We start from the raw sequence: 18592 nt of genomic DNA on the forward strand, positions 1-18592 counted from the left end.
CTATGAAAGTGTGCAGCAGCCGTCCGCGTATCGCATTGATCCTTTTCATCGCCCTGATCTGCGGCCTTGCCCTGCACGGGCCCGCAAGTGCTGCCCTTTCCTCAATCAGCGTCACGCCCGTAAACCCGCTTATCAGCGCGGGGCGCATACAGCCGTTCACGGCGACAGGGACTTTCAGCGACGGCTCGGTGCGGGCGATGCCCGGTGCGCCGATCGCGACTGGAACCCAGCACACCTGCGCGATCATTGCCGATGGGACAGTGAAGTGCTGGGGAGGGAACTTCGCCGGCGAGCTTGGCAATGGAACAACCACCAGCTCCGAAACCCCCGTGGCCGTCACGGACCTGGACGAGGTCGTTTCGATCGCCGCCGGGTACGAGCATACCTGCGCGGTTCTTGCCGATGGATCGGTCTACTGCTGGGGCCTGAACGTTGTTGGCCAACTGGGCAACGGCTCCACTATCAACTCCTCCACGCCTGTAGAGGTCACAGGCATCAGCGACGCCGTAGCGGTTGCAAGCGGCTATGAGCGTTCATGCGCATTAATCTCGGACGGCACTGTCAAATGCTGGGGACTCGGATATCTGGGAGCCGGTTCCACGGCGAGTTCCTCAACCCCTGTCACGGTCAGCGGCATCAGCAGCGCGGTCGCGGTTGCGACGGGCTATCAGTTAACGTCCTGCGCGGTACTGTCCAACGGGACCGTGTGGTGCTGGGGCGGCGGCGGAAACGGCGACCTCGGGAACGGCACGGGAAGTCTCTCGACCACGCCCGTGCAGGTCAGCGGCATCAACAACGCCACGGCGGTGACGGTCGGGAATTATTTCGCCTGCGCCCTGCTGGCAGACAAATCCGCCAAATGCTGGGGCGTGAACAACCAGGGTCAACTTGGCAACGGGACCACCACTACTTCCTCCACGCCTGTCCAGGTCAGCGGCCTCGACACTGCCATCTCAATCTCGGCGCATATGGATCACACCTGTGCCTTGCTTGCGAATGGCGGTATCAAATGCTGGGGAGCAGATTACGCAGGACAGCTTGGAGACGGCACGGAAACGAACTCCTCGATCCCCCTGGAAGTAGACGGGATCGGGAATGCCACCGCCGTTTCCGCTGGAAGATACCATAGCTGCGCGGTGCTTTCAGACGGGTCGATGTGGTGCTGGGGAGGGGGCGGCGTTTCCAATCTGGGCCAGATCGGAAACTGCCCCGCCTCCTTCACCTGCGATTCCGATGCCTCCGGCACTCCCGCCATGGTCTACGGAATGACGACCGCAACCGCAATAGGCGGCGGGACCTCCACGACCTGCGCGGTGCTCGATGACAAGTCCCTGCAATGCTGGGGCGACAATGTTGCCGGAGATCTCGGGAACGGCCTTTCTACCTCTTCCTTCAAGCCGGTCGTAACAAGTGGGATCACGACCGCTGTAGCCGTGACAGGCTCCAGTGGTGAGTATTTCAACTGCGCCCTGCTTGAGAATGGAAGCGTAAAATGCTGGGGCCGGAATACTTACGGCAATCTCGGAAACGGCACGACGACAAGCAGCAATGTTCCCGTGTCGGTGAGCGCCATCGACGGCACCACCTATGCCGCCACTGCGATTACAGGCGGACAAACCCACGCCTGTGCGCTGCTGACAGACAAAACGGTGCAGTGCTGGGGAAACAATCTGCGCGGCCAACTCGGAGTTGCCACCAACTACGGAATCTCCACTCCCCTGACGACCCCGGTCACGGTGACCGGCCTTGCCAATGTGGTTTCCATCGCCGCCGGGGCCCTGCACACCTGTGCCGCCATCGGCGACGGAACCGTGAAGTGCTGGGGCTACAACCAGCGCGGCCAGGTCGGCGCCAGCACCAGCTTTAACAGCAGCACAAGCGGCGTATCCACGCCGACCACCGTAAGCGGCATCAACAATGCCGTTGCTGTTGCCGCAGGCCAGTCCCATACCTGTGCTCTGCTTGCGGACGGATCGGCCAAATGCTGGGGCTACGACAGCGACGGCCAGCTCGGCGACGGCACGACTATTACGACGTTCACCCCGGTTTCCGTCAGCGGCCTTGCAAACGCCGTCGCCATGACCGCAGGGGCCCTTCATTCCTGCGCCCTGCTGAACGACGGCTCCCTGAAATGCTGGGGAGACAACGAGTACGGGCAGTTGGGCGACGGGGGAGCCTCGGATTCAGGCACCCCTGCCGCGGTTCTCTGGATCAAGACCGCCACTGCCATTTCGGCGGGTTCCAACCATACCTGCGCCGTGCTTTCCGACGCATCAATGCGGTGCTGGGGCTATAACAATCTCGGCCAGCTTGGAACCGCCGTCAAGGTCGGTGGAAGCGGGACACCGGCTCTCGCTAACGGCATGGTGCAATCCGCCCTGAATGCCCTTACCTGGCAGAGCGACGACGAGCCGGTCGGCACCATCAACGGCTATGGCGCAGCCTTCGGCCTTGTCCGGGGACATACCCTCATCACCGCCGCCGTGGGCGATATAAACGCCAATACCACGCTGTTCGTCGGCACCTTCTCGATAGGTGGCACGATTTCCGGTCTAACCGGGACTGTCGTGCTCAGGAACAATGGCACGGACAGCCTCACGCGATCGGCCAACGGAAACTTTACCTTCCCGACCGAACTCAGGGATGAGGATGACTATAACGTAACCGTTTTCACCCAACCCCTCGGGCAAACCTGCGTGGTGTCGAACGGCGCAGGGATCATCAATACTGCCGACGTGACAAACATCCAGGTCACATGCAGCGACAATCCGCCTGTCACCTACAGCGTCGGAGGCACCGTTTCCGGGTTGAGCGGCACCCTGGTCCTCAAGGACAACGGCACAGACAGCAAGACAATATTCGCGAACGGCGGCTTTACCTTCGATTCAGAGCTTGCGGGCGGTGTGGCCTACTCGGTGACGGTGGACACGCAACCGGACGGGCAATTGTGCGTCGTTTCCAACGGGTCGGGCACTGTTGGCAGCGCCGACATAACCATTATCCAGGTGACCTGCAGCGACATCCCCGATGACGACTACACGGTCGGCGGCACGGTTTCTGGGCTGACGGGAACGGTCGTGCTGGAAAATAACGGCGGCGACACCTTGTCATTGACGACGAACGGCAATTTTACGTTCGGGACGGTGCTTGCGGATGGAGCCACATATGATGTCACCGTTTCTTCCCAGCCAGCCGGACAGACCTGTTCGGTCACGAATGGTTCCGGGACTGTCAGCGGCGGGAATGTCACCGGCGTCCAGGTGACGTGCAAAACCAAGTACACCATAGGCGGCACGATTTCCGGCCTGACCGGCACGGTCGTGCTGAGAAATAACGGCGGCGACAGCCTGTCGCGTTCCTCGAATGGAGGATTCACCTTTGCAACAACCATGACCGCCGGATCCAGCTATAGCGTGGCCGTCGCTACCCAGCCGACCGGGCAAACCTGTTCGGTTTCAAACAGCGGTGGCACGGTTGGCGACGCCAATGTGACGAACATATCTGTCACCTGCGCGGCGACGAACGGTTCCGGCTCTGGCTCGGGAAAGAAGAAGGGTGGCGGCGGCGCGACAACTCCCCTGATGCTGGCAATCCTTGGCCTGTTCGCGGTGTTCCGCCGCATGCGGGCGAGGCCTGGCTTCTAAATCGGAGGCGGCGCGGGGGTGCCTCGGGCATCCCCGCGCATTCATCGTCCCAGGGCGGAAGTCCGACCCTTTGGTTTCGTAACGTTCATGTCTCCTTGACTGCAAGGAAAGGGGCTTCTTTCCATCCCGGTTCCGCCTTTCTATTGGTCGATCAGCACCCTTCATAGTCCGGCTTCGCTTCAGCCCTTTTCGAACTAGTCACGGTCGTTTCCGTCCGGTGCGCCGTTGATTACATTCAGGCATCCGGACGCAGGGTCTTTCTGATCTCGTCACTGCCTCCTTGCCCTTTATTGACCTCATGGACGCACACCCTGGCCGCCGCGCCGTTCGCCGCAAGGCCAGGCTCTGTGTGGACCTGACGCTCCCGTGTTGCTGCGCGGCCCGCTCCATTCGCTGCCACAGCCTTGCGGCGTCCGCCTGATCCGGCGGCCTTTTGGGTGCTGTCATTCGGTTAACCCAACAAAGGAAAGGAGAAAGACCATGACGAACGAAAAACCCGACTACCGCATCCGCACGCCCTACAACAACGGCAAGCGCACGTTCTATCACGACCTCGGCGTTGCCTGGCAAAACGAAAAGGGAGTGATCTCTGCGAAGCTCTACGGCCTCCCCATCAACGGCGTGCTGATCTTCGTGCCCAACAAATCTGAGGAATGAACCGGGAAGGCCGGCGAGAGCCGGCCTTTCTCTCAAGGAGAAATGCCATGAACACAATATACGAATCCATGCACCGCAAGCTCATGCGGCTACTGCCGGGCCTCCCGGACATCGCCGAACACGCGACCCTCAAGGCCGAGGGCTTCATGGACCTCAACGTCGATATCCTGAACCGCACAGATACCTACACGGATCTCGCGCTCAGCCACTATTACCGGCATCCCTCCGGCGACATGATCGCGGACCCGGACATGGAGATCCGGGTCTGGAACCACGGCGCGGTCGAGGCACTGTCCTTTCAGGACAGCTTCGGCTACCGCGTCGTCTATCACGACGACGGCAATCGGCGTCTCGTCGATCCTCGCGCCAAACGGGATCTCAATGCCTTCCTGAACACATGGTTGTCCAACCTGCTCGCGCAGGGACACCGGATTGTCCAAAAGGACGGGGCCTGAAGCCCCGTCCGCTTTTCTTCGCAGGCGAGTCAGAATTTCGACTTCAGCCAACGCACGAACCTCAGGAGTAGGCTCTCCGGCTGAGGTTCTGGCTGAACAGTCTCGGGAATACCTGGCTCATCTGTCCCGTAATAACGGTCCTTAGCTATCTGGTCACGTGCTCTCCCGGCCGCAATCTGCTGCGCAGACCACCGGGGCGCCCATCTAACCCTGTTCCGCTCGATCCAATAGTGGGACTGGCACGCGAAACTCCAGTTGCCTATTGATGGCTTGAGTGAAACCGCGTCCCCGTCGAAGATCAACTGCCAGTCTGTCGGGCTCAGGGGCGTAACAACCTTTTCTCCACACCCGCAGCAACATTTATGAACAGCCGTCGCATAGGGGATTGATATATAAATCACCCCATCCTGGAGTGACGATGGGATGAATTCGACAAATTCTGGCGTTAATGCCGCCTGCTTCATGGAGCATCCTCACCAATAAGAAGGTTGGATTCTATCGTATAGGCCGAGAAATGCTCATTTTCAAAATCCGCATAGAATCCGAACAGCTTTTTCCATCGAATAACGGCAAGTGTCGCATTCAGGGCATTGAGATCCGCGATCTGGATGTTCGTATCGTATTCGTTCTCGGCATCTCCCGAGGAAAATGAAACACGGTTCTTAACGTGCCCCCTTTGACTTGGAGTGCTGGTCGTAACCGTCACAGTTCCAATCAGAGTTTCGTTCTTGAGATAAACCCCCATCCCAACGTCTATGAAGGGTATGCCGAACTCTTCAAGTTTCGCCATGATGGCCTGTTTTTCCTCACCGCGATCAATACAAAGAAAAACAAATGCCATGCCGCGGAGTTCATCCACGCTTGACGAGCTGATGTAGTAGTTGTGGGCAATAATCCCCTTGTGCATCGGGCTGTATTTTCCCTTGAAGTACTCCGTCTTGAATGGCTGCTGCCGGAGTTCCTCTATTGAGGAAGCGCCGGGCGATCGGAATGCATTGTGCGTGGAAAGTTTGTCTCCATCGAAGAGATGAATCTCCCTAACCGGCGTTTTCGCGGTCAGATCGAGGACATATGCACCCGTACCACCGAGACCGATAATCGCGATGCGATCGAGCATCAGCTTGCTCGTAACGACGCTGATTTCCGCCCTACCGGAGGCCGTGTCTATGTAGTTGAAGGGAGAGCTGGCGTCCTCCGGTTCCTCAACGCGAAATGTACGCGCCGTCACATTCGGATCAATCGCTTGGGCCTGACTCGAAAGCAAGGCCACATACGTCGTCATTTTCTCGTGGTAATTCTCATAATGTCCGCGCGGCGGTTTTCGCGAAAATGAGTGGTTGATGACAAGCCCATCGTCGAGCCTAGTGGTATCACTGGCGTTGACGAGCTCATTCATGGGTGAGCCATCGGCGCGACAGGGAAACTCGCCGGCGAAGCGGATGGTATGATCATCCGGGCGACTCGTGATATCTCCTGCAAGATTGAGGGAGGAGACCAAGATCGCACGCTTGATCTCCCTCCCTGAGTTGACGTATGGGACATCCTTGACCAGGAGATAGGACGACCTGATCTCGATGTCATAGCCTTCCTCGCGGAGACGGCGCAGGTCCTCGCTACGACTTATCGGTGACTGTGACACTGAAAATGGTTCCATTCTTGATTTTCACGGTATCACCAGGAAGCATGCTCCCCTCGCGTTTCGGCCCAGCCGCCTTCTTGAACGTAATGGTAAAACGGACATCGGGACCCGACGGCGGATTGGAAAATGCGAGAGCCACAACCTCATTGAAGGTCAGAATCTTTTTGGTCACTTCCTTCCGCTCGCCGTTCACCACGACCCAGAAGGTCTTTTCACGCGCCTCGGCGCTATGAAAATGGTCATCCAACCGGAGGTGAACAGGGGTGTCGTCGTCGGGTACCGGCGTATCTTCCCGGTTGCCATCGACCTCCCTGAACAGGTCGAAGCCATCTCGCACCCCTGCCAGGGCATAGAGGGCTTCCCCTGTCGTCGGATTGGGGGAATGGTAGAGCTTCTGGTCGATATGAACCCGGATATTTCCTTTATTTTCATCATGATGGCTCATTTTCACTTTCCTCTATATACAGGCGGTATTGCCCTTCATAGATAAAGGCTCTTGAAACACCGGACTGCGGACATTATTTCATTCAGATATTTTGTCCGTGATATGCCCCGTCGGGAGCCATCCTATTAGAGAGAGGGGGGTGAATGACGTCCAAGAAGGTAACAGTGCCTGTGGACAGCTCGGCTGAGCTGACACCGGCCGAGATCAAGGAGGCAATAGAAGCCTTCGACACCGCAACCGTGTTGCGGCTGGGGAAGGCCGCCGGCTATTTTTCCCGAGGTCTCGATATGGAGGCCAATGACCTGCTCCATGAGGCAGTTCTCAGGAGCCTGACCGAAGATCGAACATGTCCCCGCCAAGTTCCTGTCGCGACCTTCCTATGGAATACCATGCGCAGCATTCGTAGCGCTGCCCTCAAAGAACGTCGATTAAACCCGGTAGAGTCTGTTGACCCCACCTCGCAAGACAACGTAATTATTGAAGCAGAGCATCCGGACCCGAGCCCGGAGGATCACTTTATAAATGCAGATGCGGTAAATCGACTCATCAGGGAAATGGAATCATTGTTCGAGGATGATGAGGACGCTCAATTGTTACTGGTGGGGCTTTTCCAAGGCATGACCCGGAAAGAAATCCAGACGGAGTGCAACCTATCGGACACCCAATATGACACAATTAGAAAAAGAATACGCCGGAAGCTCGATGAGCGTTATCCGGAAGGATGGAAATCATGAACGATAAGGTGAATCGCCCCCAAGACCAGCTCTTTCTCCTTCGCGAGGAGCTGGCTGATGATGCAATGAACATGACAGATGAAGAGATCCTTGCGGAATCCAGGAAAAAAGGTCTGGACCCGGATACCGCCGCAAACCGCATTCGCGCCGTGCTCAATAATGCTGTTCTAGAATCAGGAAGGCAAAGAATGCAGAAGGCACGTGCGGGATTGCACTCACAAAACAAAGTACACCCCATGCGCGATACATCAATGGATATTCATAGGGCAAAAACAATACTTAAAAGCGCCGCCGCTAATGACCCTCAAGTTCAGCTAACATTGGCTGCACGTAATGGTGGCGAATCGTCCGATAACGACATCCTAAGTCTCGTCCAGGATTTGTTGGAGCTAGGCATAATCAAAGATGAGGAAGACAATTGATGGTTCACTTGTCTCCTGCTGAACAATTGCTGCAAGAGCTGGGCGTGATACAACCTCAGGAGATTGATCTGGAGGCAATTGCTTGGCATCTCGGCGTTCAAATCCGGTATCGGCATCTTGAAGGATGTGAGGCAAGGATTGCAGGGGATAACAAGCGAGCGATCATCTCGGTTCGTGACGACGTATCGCCGGGCCGAAAGAGATTTTCAATTGCCCATGAGCTTGGCCACTGGCAGTATCATCGAGGCCGGATATTAATCTGCCGTCCCGAGGATATAGGGCAGGAGACACCGGGAAAGCCGGCAACGGAACAGGTTGCCGATAAATACGCGGCAGATATGTTGATGCCCCAGTATCTGTTCCTCCCGGAGGCTCAGAAGCATCGCAAACTAACGTGGGATGTGGTACGTGGAGTGGCAGACATTTTTTCAAGCAGCATCACCGCCACCGCGATACGCATTATCGACCTGGACCTATTTCCTGCACTGCTTGTTTGCCATGGAATTTCAGGTCGCAGATGGTTCAGACGCGCCAAATCAGTTCCAGAGCGCTGGTTTCCGAGGAATGAACTGAGTCATGATTCCTATGCTTTCGACGTACTTTATGGCAGGCGTGGCGACCATCCTCCCACGCTCATGGATGCAGACGCATGGTTTGACCGGTACGACGCAAGCCGTTATCAGCTCAATGAGCAAAGCGTCAAAATATCGAATGATGTGTTAACTCTGCTCCTCCCAAAAGATGAGATGCTGGATGAGGTAGATACGCATAGACCGTGGGGACGATATCGCTAGCGAATTATCTTTAAAGATGTCAGTTAATTCTTCAGTCAGATGAGAATCCCATGGCACAGATATTTGTATCTCATAGCAGCAAGGACAAAGAACTAATTGATATACTTTCTAGGGCTTTCTCCTCAACAAAGGTAAAGGCCATATTTGAGGAATTTGAATCAATCCTTCAAGGATCTGCCAATGCGCCTCGCATTCTAAAAAATATCGCACAATCTAATGCCGTTTTTATTGCAATCGGCAAAAACGCTGAAGCTTTACGACATACCCGAGATTGGATGGGATTTGAAGGTGGTGCTGCGGCGGCACAAGCCAACAAGGATATTTGGGTTTTAGAAACTCTGTCTGATACGGATGCGCTTTCTTTTGTCGTCCCCCGGTTACAGCACTATGTTTGTCTCGACCATAGGGATGAGCGATGGCAAGGTTATTTGACACAAATCATAAATTCCTACGACGACTCTCATGTCATTCCCGCAATTGCGGCAGGTGGAGCTGCTGGCGCTGCGCGGGGCGCTGATGGTGCCATCATCGGAGCGGGTATCGCCCTGGTTCTTGCAGCGCTTGCCTCGCCAACCCGCCCGGCAGGGATACAGGTACGCTGCCCAAAATGCGCATCCGTTTATAACGCTCACGTTGCAACGACACGTATTCGCTGTCCGGTCTGCAATACAAGAATGCTTCTTGCAAACCCAGCATATAAACCAGCGTAGATGCCGAACTCTTTTCTTGACCAGAACACCTCTTGGAGTGGCCACACAGGATGGTTATTCAAACGCGAACGGGGAAGCCGTATCCCTAGGCGTTATACGCGGACAAGCAAGGGAAGGCTTATTGTGCCACAACCTTTATACCGAACAATTCCCCACTATATAACCTGACTAAGTTCGACTCAAACTCCTCATGTATTCTCGGCAAACTATCACGACAGCCTTCCTGAGAATCTAAATATTTTGTCCAGATTAATCCATCTATCAATACTCTCTGAACAATCTCAATTCCCCGCTCAATCTTTTGTTGCACTTTCTTGTCAAAAGCAGGGATTCTTCCGTGCACCAGATCAGATCTCAGGTCATAAAATTCCTTTGTTTCCTTGACCCAATCTATATCCGTTTCTCCATATTGAAGAAACGCGTTGGCGCGCGCAGAGATTTGTTTAACAATATCTTTTCCTCTACTGGAGGTGCACAAAAATGCCTCCAATGCATTAGAAAGAGATATGATTCGAAGGTAAGGCGGCTTGGATACCATGGCCTCACCATACCACCACAAGGCATTAATATAGCGTTGATAGAGAAGCGGAACAGGTGCGGCAGAAGACAGGAAAGGGATCAGAGCCCCAGCCAGTTTAAGCCAATAATTTTCTTTTTGCTCAAGCGTCGCTATCCAGCCAGCACTCTCTCTCAATAACCCGGGTCGCGACAAAACGATATCAATACTTCCATTTTCCTCAACCATTGCAGCTGGTTTCGACTCAAATGCTGATCCGCTTGCCATGTATATTTTTATTCTGTCAGAAGGAAAATAAAGCCTAATTACATTGAGGGCGGCCTGAACGCAAATGCTAGCAACTTCACGTGATCTTGTTTCATCAAAGTTGGCCATCTCGATGGAAGCAATCCACGGATAATTCGAATAATAGTCACGTAGCTCACGAGGAAATATTTTGACAAATTTACGATTCTTCTCTTTCTGTTCCTGGTCGAGTGTTTTTCCGCTTAGCTTTGCTCTCTCGATATAATTTTTTTGAGACTTCTTTATATATTCTTTGAATTGCGCCTCCCTTTCTTCAAGAAGGATGCTTGTCTTCGTAAACCTGACAGGACCAATATTAAATCGTCCTGAATCTTTATCAGTAGGGAAAATACAGGGGAAAAATTGCGTAATGGTTCTAAGCTTGTTTTTCTCAATATGCTTGACGACACGAGAAACCATCTTATCTGAGAGAGATGCCGTTAGACTTCTCCCCCTCTTTATGATTTCTTCATAGAAGATGTGCTCTGCCGTACTAACCACCAACTTCTTTGATGCCCTGTCCTTAATACTCGGATTTGCATTTAAAATTCTACCGGCAATGGCTGAGAATCTTTTCTTTGCAGCATACCCAATTAAGAAATGGCCAGCACCATCTGGACTTTGCAGAAAATATAATCCGTCAGATTTGTAGTCGATACTTTTTCTATCGTTCTTTAGCAAATCAATAAATCGAATTATTTCACTATAAATAAATTCAAAATCCTGAAGATTCTTGTTTTGCCTAGCCATAAATTAAGTTAAATGCGATAAGCCTGACTTATTTTTAAGTTTACCGGCTGTAACTCGCTAAATAGTTTTCAGATCATGCCAAGACAGAATATAGAAAATAAATAGCAGATAGACTCACTATGAGCGATTTCTACTGCCCAAATGTTTATAGGTATAGTCTCGGCATAGAGATCAATTAAGTGCTCGAAACAGTAAACAATGTTCCCCGGAATTACTTGCATAAAGTATTATAAATTGATACTTTACGTGAGTGAAAACGAATAATAGCCATTTAAATGCAAGGGATTATATCGCCCAGCTTGCTGCAAAGGGGCGCTATCTCTTTACGTCGAAAGAGGCTCAGTTATCGCTTGGTGTTTCACCGGATGCCGCCAAGCTAGCCCTGAGCCGGCTTGCTAAACAAGCGGCCATCGCTTCTCCAGCACGCGGATACTATGTCATCGTGCCCCCGGAGTACCGGACTCTTGGCTGTTTGCCAGCCGATCAATTTATTCCTTCTCTCATGGAGTACCTGAGCGTTCCTTATTACGTAGGCTTGCTCTCTGCCGCTCAGTATCATGGCGCAGCGCATCACCGGCCACAGGAATTCCAGGTTCTGCTCAAAAAGAATCGCCGGCCTATTCACTGTGGATCGGTAAGTGTGATTTTCGTAGCGCGAAAGCGCCTGATAGAAGTACCTACAAAGGACTTCAATACGCTACGAGGGATCATTCATGTTTCAACGCCAGAAGCGACTGCCGTGGACCTTGTCGGTTATCCGAATCACGCCGGAGGACTTGATAACATCGCAACGGTTCTCACAGATCTTATGGAGAAAATTGATCCCGAGATACTGGCAATTGCGGCCAAAACTGCACCCATCCCTATTTCACAGCGCTTAGGCTATCTGCTTCAGAAAATCGGCGCTAGTGACAAAACTACACCTCTAAAAACCTATGTACGAAAACACGCAAGAGAATATGTTCCATTATCGCCAACAATGCCCCATGATCCTGCCCGGCGCGACAAAGACTGGAAAATCTATTTGAATACTGAAGTCGGAGTGGAAGAATGATCCCTCGCGACTTCATCACCGAATGGCGGGCAGTAGCTCCATGGGTAGACGACGCCCAAGTGGAGCAAGACTTAGTCATCAGCCGTGCGCTGGTGAATATTTTCTCGCACTCGCTTCTTAAGGCAGAACTCGCGTTTCGAGGCGGCACCGCACTTTACAAGCTTCACCTGGGCGCTTCACGGTACTCCGAAGATATAGATCTTGTACAGATTCGTCCCGGACCTGCCGGGCCAATAATGGATGCCATCCACTCCATTCTTGATCCATGGCTTGGAGATCCACGTCGTAAACAATCTGAAGGCAACGTAACTCTAACATATCGTTTTGATTCCGAGGGAACGCCAACCATCCCCCTGCGACTAAAAGTCGAAATTAATACGCGCGAGCATTTTTCCGTTTATGGATTCCATCAGATTCCATTCACTGTATCGTCCCGCTGGTTTAGTGGTAATTGCCAAATCAACACATATGCGCTCGATGAACTCTTAGGAACTAAGCTACGAGCACTCTATCAGCGTAAAAAGGGGCGTGATTTATTCGACTTGGATACAGCACTAGGTAATCCGGAAGTAGATCCCCAGCGCGTTATTGATGTATTTCTTCAATATATGGCACATGGCGGTCACCACATCACACGAACCATCTTTGAAAAAAACCTCGAAGATAAACTGCAAGATGCGAGATTCACTGCTGATATTAGCGCATTACTATCAGGTACGCGCTCGTGGGATATACATGTGGCGGCGGAACGTGTAACAGAAAAGCTGGTTAGACTACTGCCAGAATAACTCAGTTTTGCATTGGCATGGGATTGTTGTATTAGAGCTACTATCATTCGGAATTTTCCTCATGGCCCATAAAAATCGCCATTGGGACATTATTAAGATAGTTATTTAATCCGCATGAGAAGAGCAGTCTCTGTACATTATTGTGGATAATCCCACTCATAGGCGAGAGATAGATAAACTTTCCTTTAAAACTATGCTGTTCCATCCCCGGGATTATCTCTCCATTTAGTCCCTTTGGATTTATTAATTCTCTATACGATATTTCACGTGCCTTAGTAAACTGCTGTGTGAAGTGTTCTGTCAAACTGCCAATAATGTTTGGATCGGATTCCGACTTAATAGCAGTGTATATATCTCCCAATACCTTTCTTAGCCTTCCCAACTTGCCAGACACTCTTAATCGAAAGATAGTTTCAGGATTTGAATTCAAGAAATAATCCTGTCTATTCATGAATTCGGTTAAATCACGCCATTGATATTTGGGGTTACCATTTTCCAAGTACTGTGAACTCTGCAATTCGTCCCATCTATAGGGACTATCGGTAAATATTAGTGACCCTGTTGCTTGCGCTATAAATAGGGACATTTCAAAATTCGGAGACATGCTCATTATCATTAATTGTCCTTTACCATCGCCATATAAACCATCTTGAAGCAGTGAAAGAGGATCTCTTTGTTTTTCTGACTCCATGTAATCAATAAGCTCGACAACCTGGTCCTCAGATAGGTCAGGAAGCGCCTTTTGAATCTGCGCTTTCATCACCTCTTTAGGCAACATAAACTGAAGTCGTTTAAAATCATCTTTACCTAGCTCTTTTAATCTCGCCATTTCCGTCTTAAGCATTTTCTTATTTCCGGCGCGCTCCTCTGCCATGTCGAACATTTGCATTCTGAGATATCCATTAAATGAACATGGATCAGGTATAAAGTTAACGAGACCAGCATCTATAAATGGTTCCAGCATAAACAACAGAAATACATTCTTTAATGTCTGCTGTTTATATTGATCCGGATTATGAACCGGACTGTATTCAGCCTTAACGGTAGCGGGATTAATAAAGGGAGACTGAATAAGAATCTCATCAAAATATAGAACACCATTCATTGCAAAATGAGAAATTGTTCTTGGATCGATCAACCCCGTATATAACGCTCTCAACGTTCCATCCGGCTTTGGAAGCAGACTCACTACATCAGTATCAACTGGCCACAATCCCCCGAAGAATTCATAAATATCTTTGACCTTGTCCTCATCCAGTTCTTTACGAACGTCATCCCAAGTCTTGCCATCATATAATCCAAGGGTATCCTTTACCTTCCTACAGAAAATCAAATTTCGCTCACGTATGCTGAGCACATCAGATGCTGGCCTTTGCGATGGATCTTTATCGCGGCAGCATTTCTTGTACTTCTTTCCGCTGCCGCAGACGCAGGAATCATTTGGTCCGGGCTCTTCCTTCTTTTTTTTCTTCAGATACGGGACGTCACCAGTGGTCCGTCCGAAAGCGTCCTGATAATATGTACTCCCATCTTTGTGGCCCACATATATTTCCCCACCAAAATGAAACATCTCGCCCTTAGGAGGGAGAAATGTTTTCCTCAATGCAGACCAGTCAGACTGAATATCTTTCTCTGGATATAACCAGTCCCTCTCAGGGGCCGCAATGTATCTGCGCGCTCTTTTCTTGACAATGAAATTTAGTTTCCTAACCTCTTCTTCACTTAGGAAGCGTGACCGTATAAAAGCATCGGTTCGAACAAGGGAATTCCCAAAATTCCGCGCATTCGTTCTATTTTCCAGCGGATTAGCATCCGCGTTCTCCGCATACTCAAGATTCGTCAGGATTAGACAATGATCCCTATCTAGCGGAAATATTGTTTGACTCCCCTTGAAGGCAATGGGCGGGTCATCTGGATATATGCATTCTTGACTCTCAGGAGGGCAGGCGTAGTTATAAATCGTGACAGGATGGTCTGAGATAATGAATTTTAATGAAGATTTCTCGGCAGACACTATTTCACGAACACCTTCAGTCCAGATGGTGCAGTGCATATTCCTCAATGACTGCATTTCAATCATCAATTGGAGCTGGCTAAGCTGGGGGTAGTGTTTACTAATCCATGCAAGTCCTTTTGGTGTTCTAATTTTCTGTGTATCTATATAAGAAAAGAAATCCTGGAAACGTTTATGGCATTCAGAAAAATCGCCACCGATAAATGCACGAACCGCCTTTGACCCCACGTCGTCTACCTTACCGAAGAGCTCCCTCTCAATCTCATCATTGATATATGGACCGAAAAACGTGGTATACAAGTCGCGCTCTCGAAAGCATTTTGATACTGGCCAGTGATTCGAAGCGCGATAAGTTATCACCCGCCCATCAGAAAGCTCTTTCTTATCAGGGGAGAGATCAAGATAGTGAAGCTGGCCTCTTGAAGGCAACAGAAATCCCTTTTGATACCACTCAGGAACATAATGATTGTTTCTTGTTTCAGACATTTTATCTGCGATATCTCGATCAATTGATACTGAGACTACGTAATTAGGTATTTCATCCCCAAAAGTCGAGCAAGAATATAAACATTTCCAAGAAATTATCTTGGCCACACCTCTGCCACCTTGCAGAGGCGGCCAGCCGTCTTTAGATAGACCCTAGCTCCTAACCGAGCTAGCGGTCAATGCATTCCCACCTGCCGTCTTTTCCATTGCACCGCCTCCTGATGGTTGTCTCATAGCGCTACGCAGGCTGTGCCGTGGCGTTCAGGCAATTCGCCCGCCAGCGGAGCTGTCATTCTCATTGCAGATCACTTTCCGTCCACGGCACGCGGCAATGGCCGCACGCCCGCTTCGCTTTTCGCCTGGTGAAGACAACCACCAGGAGGCTCACATCATGCAACGGAAAAAACTCGACGAAGGCGTTTTCATCCGGGATGCCAGCGGTAAATACGCCACGGCTCGGCCCGCTACCGAGGCGGAGCTGATCGCTCAGGCAGCGGCGATACTCGAAACCCGTCAGCGCGGAAAGGCGCTTTCCAGCCCGGCGGACTCGCGGGAATTCCTTCGCCTTCGGCTCGCCCCACTGGAACACGAGGTGTTCGCTGCACTCTTCCTCGACACCCGCCACCGGGTGATCGAGTTCGAGATTATGTTCACCGGCACCATCGACGGAGCTTCCGTCCACCCCCGCGAGGTGGTAAAAGCGGCCCTCCGGCACAACGCCGCCGCCGTCATCTTCTCCCATAACCACCCCTCCGGAGTAGTAGACCCCAGTCGGTCCGACGAGAGCCTCACCCGCAGGCTCAAGGACGCCCTGGGGCTCATCGACGTTCGAGTGCTCGACCACATCATCGTCGGCACGGAGGGAACAATGAGCTTCGCCGAGCGTGGACTCCTCTAACGTATCCATGACCCAAGCCTCCGGGGGAATGCCCCCGGAGCTCCGCCTATCTTTACAGATATCCAACCCGACTAATACCTTGGAATTAGTCTTGAGGCTGCATGCCGGCACTGACATACTTGAACAGTAACAAACCGGGAGCCCGCCATGTCAGAGCAGAAACTTGAAGAAATTTCCCTTCGCTTCAAGGCCACGCCTGAGTATATGGAACTGCAAGATGCCTTAGGAGGGATTAGCGGCGGCGAGGAAGAAACGAAAATCACTGTAAATTTATCCAGCGACTTTGTTCGTCTTCTTGGCTTCTACGATTACATTGCATCACGCACCCAAGATCAGGCCAGCCATGATCCGATTGAAAAGATCCTGTCGCGGCTTGTAGACCATCACTGCCACGAGATCCTGCATTGGCTGACGGTCGAGCCTACGGCTTTTCCCTACTACAGGGATGTCTGGAACCGTCTTTGCGATGAGATGGGAGCGCCGGAATGTAAAATCATGGACCTGGAGGATGATGAAACAGACCCGAAAATTCCGTTCTAAAATTTAGGACAGGAGGCATATCATGTCTGAATGTAGCAATTGTGAAGGTAGTGGTGATTGCCCTGAATGCCATGGTATAGGAGAAATTTGCATGGGTTGCCCAGTGCACATGCCACTAATTGAGGCTGTTGGTGCCAGCTTAGCTGGCGACACCACCTGTGAAGAGTGCGGCGGAAGCGGTAAGTGTACGCATTGCCACGGGTCTGGAGATGGATGATATTGGCCGCATTAATTCATGCTGACTTGCCCATAGAAGGTGACTTCATGTCCGATACGCTCAACGGTTGGTTCCCTGTCGCGACATTGCTTCTCGGGTTCGCCGCTAGCTCGGTAGCCGAATGGTTTCGAGATAAGCGCACAAGACAACGTGAGCGCGAAGCCAGAATGGATACACGACAGGACCAGCTTATCGAAAGACGAACGACATTCCAGCGGCAGACCCTTCTTGATCTTCAAGATGTACTGATGCAACTCGTTCGTCATGTGTCCATGATGCATCATCAGGACGTTATGGCATTCAGAACAACGGGGAATTGGCAAAAGCAGTTATATGATGATGAATTATCTGAAGGATTAAGACTTGCCTATGCTCGATCGACAATGCTTTCTGTACGAGTGCGTGATGGCACTGTTCGGCAACTTGTCAAGGCACTTAAGGATCATTCCACCAATGCGGGTATGTGCTTAACTCAAACAGAAGGCGAGTCTCATATTAATGAAATGACAAAAGCCTTTGAACAATTGAATGAACGAATTGGCGGAATACTTCGTGAACTTGATGACTGATGCGAGTCTCTTGTCATATGATATCAACGCCATTTTTCGCGGGGTAAATTTTATATGGGGAAAAAACCGATTGTTAAAAAACCAGCCAAACATGGCAAAGACTGGTCTGCATTTGATATCAATCAGCTAAGACAGCTAGCCAGAGAGAATACTCCGACACCGATTGTGGCAAGGAAGCTTAAGCGGACACCAGCCGCCGTACAGCAGAAAGCTAGTCAGGAAAGAATTTCCTTAAAACCGACAAACAAAACGCCGTATAATCGTCGAGGAAAATAGATAAACTACGCATTTTTGCTATGAATAGTTATTAGTGTTTTTGTTAGCTGCGATTCCCCAGAAATTTACTAACTACCAATTGCCTGGCTCTTTCATCGCTCCACAGCAGCCGTTCTGGCTTGCTGCGCATAATTGTTTGTCTTTTACGTCTGATCTCCTGGCCCTTGTCCAGCAGCAGTTTTTTGGGAGTTCGCGTCGGGAATTCTGATAATACCGTTGATCCCACAACGAGCAACCTGACCCATTCATCTGCCTCGGCTTCCTGAAGTACCTCAGCCTCTACTAGTCTTTCACCAAAACGCCTAGCGCGGTTGCTTCGAGAACGTCGTTTTTCCCATATACATTCTTTCCACCGGATGACATCCGCTGCAATGAATCCATCCTCGCAAGAAATCCATTCCGACATCTACACCGCGCGAACCTGATTGATGCACCAGTATTGGTGCGACGAGCCTGAAATTCAGGCTAGCATTTCATTCTTTGCACCAAAACAGGAATCGTTATTCGAGCAGTTCGATATTGCGTGATTAGGCGAATGCCACTTGGGAAATCTATGTTAACTTTCAGATTGCGGGAACAGCGGGAATACGTTAGTTTTAACGATCAGCAAAGCAACATGAAGCAGGAGAACACGGATGCGTTTGAAACAAGGTAATTCGTTACTTTTTACACACTCTCTTACACATAAACGAAAAGTA

17 protein-coding genes are annotated in these 18592 nt (G+C 51.1%); 12 read left to right on the forward strand and 5 right to left on the reverse strand.

Annotated features, from left to right (window positions below; translation table 11 throughout):
* Positions 1–2: 2 nt before the first annotated feature.
* The 3 genes from IPM20_06400 to IPM20_06410 all read left to right on the forward strand — a co-directional run bounded on the left by IPM20_06400 (position 3) and on the right by IPM20_06410 (position 4756).
* Positions 3–3644 (forward strand): hypothetical protein, encoded by a 3642-nt coding sequence (locus IPM20_06400; protein MBK9131254.1) that lies wholly within the window; start codon positions 3–5, stop codon positions 3642–3644.
* 480 nt (positions 3645–4124) lie between these two features.
* Complete coding sequence (locus IPM20_06405) at positions 4125–4301, forward strand: hypothetical protein (GenBank protein ID MBK9131255.1); 177 nt, start codon at positions 4125–4127, stop codon at positions 4299–4301.
* Between the two features lie 47 nt (positions 4302–4348).
* On the forward strand, positions 4349–4756 hold the full coding sequence (locus IPM20_06410) for a DUF1249 domain-containing protein (protein ID MBK9131256.1): 408 nt from the start codon (positions 4349–4351) through the stop codon (positions 4754–4756).
* 460 nt (positions 4757–5216) lie between these two features.
* Here the strand turns inward: IPM20_06410 and IPM20_06415 are convergent, their stop codons facing one another.
* Both IPM20_06415 and IPM20_06420 read right to left on the reverse strand, forming a co-directional pair.
* Complete coding sequence (locus IPM20_06415) at positions 5217–6395, reverse strand: ThiF family adenylyltransferase (GenBank protein ID MBK9131257.1); 1179 nt, start codon at positions 6393–6395, stop codon at positions 5217–5219.
* A complete protein-coding gene (locus IPM20_06420) occupies positions 6370–6840 on the reverse strand; it encodes a multiubiquitin domain-containing protein (GenBank protein ID MBK9131258.1) in 471 nt (156 codons plus the stop codon). The genes IPM20_06415 and IPM20_06420 overlap by 26 nt, the downstream gene beginning before the upstream one ends.
* Before the next feature lie 143 nt (positions 6841–6983).
* On the opposite strand from IPM20_06420, the gene IPM20_06425 reads away from it, so the two are divergent.
* The 4 genes from IPM20_06425 to IPM20_06440 are packed head-to-tail and all read left to right on the forward strand — an operon-like array spanning position 6984 to position 9500.
* Positions 6984–7574: a sigma-70 family RNA polymerase sigma factor gene (locus IPM20_06425; protein MBK9131259.1), complete on the forward strand. Its 591-nt coding sequence runs from the start codon at positions 6984–6986 to the stop codon at positions 7572–7574.
* Positions 7571–7996, forward strand: a complete 426-nt coding sequence (locus tag IPM20_06430; protein MBK9131260.1) for a hypothetical protein — start codon at positions 7571–7573, stop codon at positions 7994–7996. The genes IPM20_06425 and IPM20_06430 overlap by 4 nt, the downstream gene beginning before the upstream one ends.
* The gene (locus IPM20_06435) at positions 7996–8790 is read left to right on the forward strand and encodes an ImmA/IrrE family metallo-endopeptidase (protein MBK9131261.1); all 795 of its coding nucleotides are present in this window, start codon (positions 7996–7998) and stop codon (positions 8788–8790) included. Before IPM20_06430 ends, IPM20_06435 begins: the two co-directional genes overlap by 1 nt.
* A 50-nt stretch (positions 8791–8840) precedes the next feature.
* A complete protein-coding gene (locus tag IPM20_06440; protein ID MBK9131262.1) occupies positions 8841–9500 on the forward strand; it encodes a TIR domain-containing protein in 660 nt (219 codons plus the stop codon).
* 118 nt (positions 9501–9618) lie between these two features.
* Here the strand turns inward: IPM20_06440 and IPM20_06445 are convergent, their stop codons facing one another.
* Entirely contained in the window at positions 9619–11052 is a 1434-nt protein-coding gene (locus tag IPM20_06445; GenBank protein MBK9131263.1) for a hypothetical protein, read from the reverse strand.
* A gap of 250 nt (positions 11053–11302) precedes the next feature.
* On the opposite strand from IPM20_06445, the gene IPM20_06450 reads away from it, so the two are divergent.
* Positions 11303–12106: a type IV toxin-antitoxin system AbiEi family antitoxin gene (locus tag IPM20_06450; protein MBK9131264.1), complete on the forward strand. Its 804-nt coding sequence runs from the start codon at positions 11303–11305 to the stop codon at positions 12104–12106.
* Positions 12103–12894: a nucleotidyl transferase AbiEii/AbiGii toxin family protein gene (locus IPM20_06455; protein ID MBK9131265.1), complete on the forward strand. Its 792-nt coding sequence runs from the start codon at positions 12103–12105 to the stop codon at positions 12892–12894. The genes IPM20_06450 and IPM20_06455 overlap by 4 nt, the downstream gene beginning before the upstream one ends.
* Before the next feature lie 43 nt (positions 12895–12937).
* Here the strand turns inward: IPM20_06455 and IPM20_06460 are convergent, their stop codons facing one another.
* Positions 12938–15502 carry a DUF4238 domain-containing protein gene (locus IPM20_06460; protein ID MBK9131266.1) on the reverse strand — a complete coding sequence of 855 codons (2565 nt, stop codon included), beginning with the start codon at positions 15500–15502 and terminating at the stop codon, positions 12938–12940.
* 223 nt (positions 15503–15725) lie between these two features.
* Between IPM20_06460 and radC the strand changes: the two genes are divergently transcribed.
* The 3 genes from radC (at position 15726) to IPM20_06475 (ending at position 17618) form a co-directional block, all read left to right on the forward strand.
* On the forward strand, positions 15726–16292 hold the full coding sequence (radC, locus tag IPM20_06465) for a DNA repair protein RadC (protein ID MBK9131267.1): 567 nt from the start codon (positions 15726–15728) through the stop codon (positions 16290–16292).
* Positions 16293–16439: 147 nt separating this feature from the next.
* Positions 16440–16832: a hypothetical protein gene (locus IPM20_06470; GenBank protein ID MBK9131268.1), complete on the forward strand. Its 393-nt coding sequence runs from the start codon at positions 16440–16442 to the stop codon at positions 16830–16832.
* Between the two features lie 264 nt (positions 16833–17096).
* Positions 17097–17618: a hypothetical protein gene (locus IPM20_06475; protein MBK9131269.1), complete on the forward strand. Its 522-nt coding sequence runs from the start codon at positions 17097–17099 to the stop codon at positions 17616–17618.
* A gap of 319 nt (positions 17619–17937) precedes the next feature.
* On the opposite strand, the gene IPM20_06480 is transcribed toward IPM20_06475, so the two are convergent.
* Positions 17938–18300, reverse strand: a complete 363-nt coding sequence (locus tag IPM20_06480) for a hypothetical protein (protein ID MBK9131270.1) — start codon at positions 18298–18300, stop codon at positions 17938–17940.
* Positions 18301–18592 lie beyond the last annotated feature (292 nt).

The sequence above is a fragment of the Gammaproteobacteria bacterium genome (genome assembly GCA_016716465.1).
GTDB lineage: Bacteria > Pseudomonadota > Gammaproteobacteria > SZUA-140 > SZUA-140 > JADJWH01.

Coding starts and splice junctions, on each gene's coding strand:
- IPM20_06420 (MBK9131258.1), bottom strand. CDS start 6,840: ATGAGCCATCATGATGAAAATAAAGGAAATATCCGGGTTCATATCGAC.
- IPM20_06480 (MBK9131270.1), bottom strand. CDS start 18,300: ATGTCGGAATGGATTTCTTGCGAGGATGGATTCATTGCAGCGGATGTC.
- IPM20_06470 (MBK9131268.1), top strand. CDS start 16,440: ATGTCAGAGCAGAAACTTGAAGAAATTTCCCTTCGCTTCAAGGCCACG.
- IPM20_06435 (MBK9131261.1), top strand. CDS start 7,996: ATGGTTCACTTGTCTCCTGCTGAACAATTGCTGCAAGAGCTGGGCGTG.
- IPM20_06430 (MBK9131260.1), top strand. CDS start 7,571: ATGAACGATAAGGTGAATCGCCCCCAAGACCAGCTCTTTCTCCTTCGC.
- radC (MBK9131267.1), top strand. CDS start 15,726: ATGGCCGCACGCCCGCTTCGCTTTTCGCCTGGTGAAGACAACCACCAG.
- IPM20_06410 (MBK9131256.1), top strand. CDS start 4,349: ATGAACACAATATACGAATCCATGCACCGCAAGCTCATGCGGCTACTG.
- IPM20_06425 (MBK9131259.1), top strand. CDS start 6,984: ATGACGTCCAAGAAGGTAACAGTGCCTGTGGACAGCTCGGCTGAGCTG.
- IPM20_06475 (MBK9131269.1), top strand. CDS start 17,097: ATGTCCGATACGCTCAACGGTTGGTTCCCTGTCGCGACATTGCTTCTC.
- IPM20_06445 (MBK9131263.1), bottom strand. CDS start 11,052: ATGGCTAGGCAAAACAAGAATCTTCAGGATTTTGAATTTATTTATAGT.
- IPM20_06400 (MBK9131254.1), top strand. CDS start 3: ATGAAAGTGTGCAGCAGCCGTCCGCGTATCGCATTGATCCTTTTCATC.
- IPM20_06405 (MBK9131255.1), top strand. CDS start 4,125: ATGACGAACGAAAAACCCGACTACCGCATCCGCACGCCCTACAACAAC.
- IPM20_06440 (MBK9131262.1), top strand. CDS start 8,841: ATGGCACAGATATTTGTATCTCATAGCAGCAAGGACAAAGAACTAATT.
- IPM20_06455 (MBK9131265.1), top strand. CDS start 12,103: ATGATCCCTCGCGACTTCATCACCGAATGGCGGGCAGTAGCTCCATGG.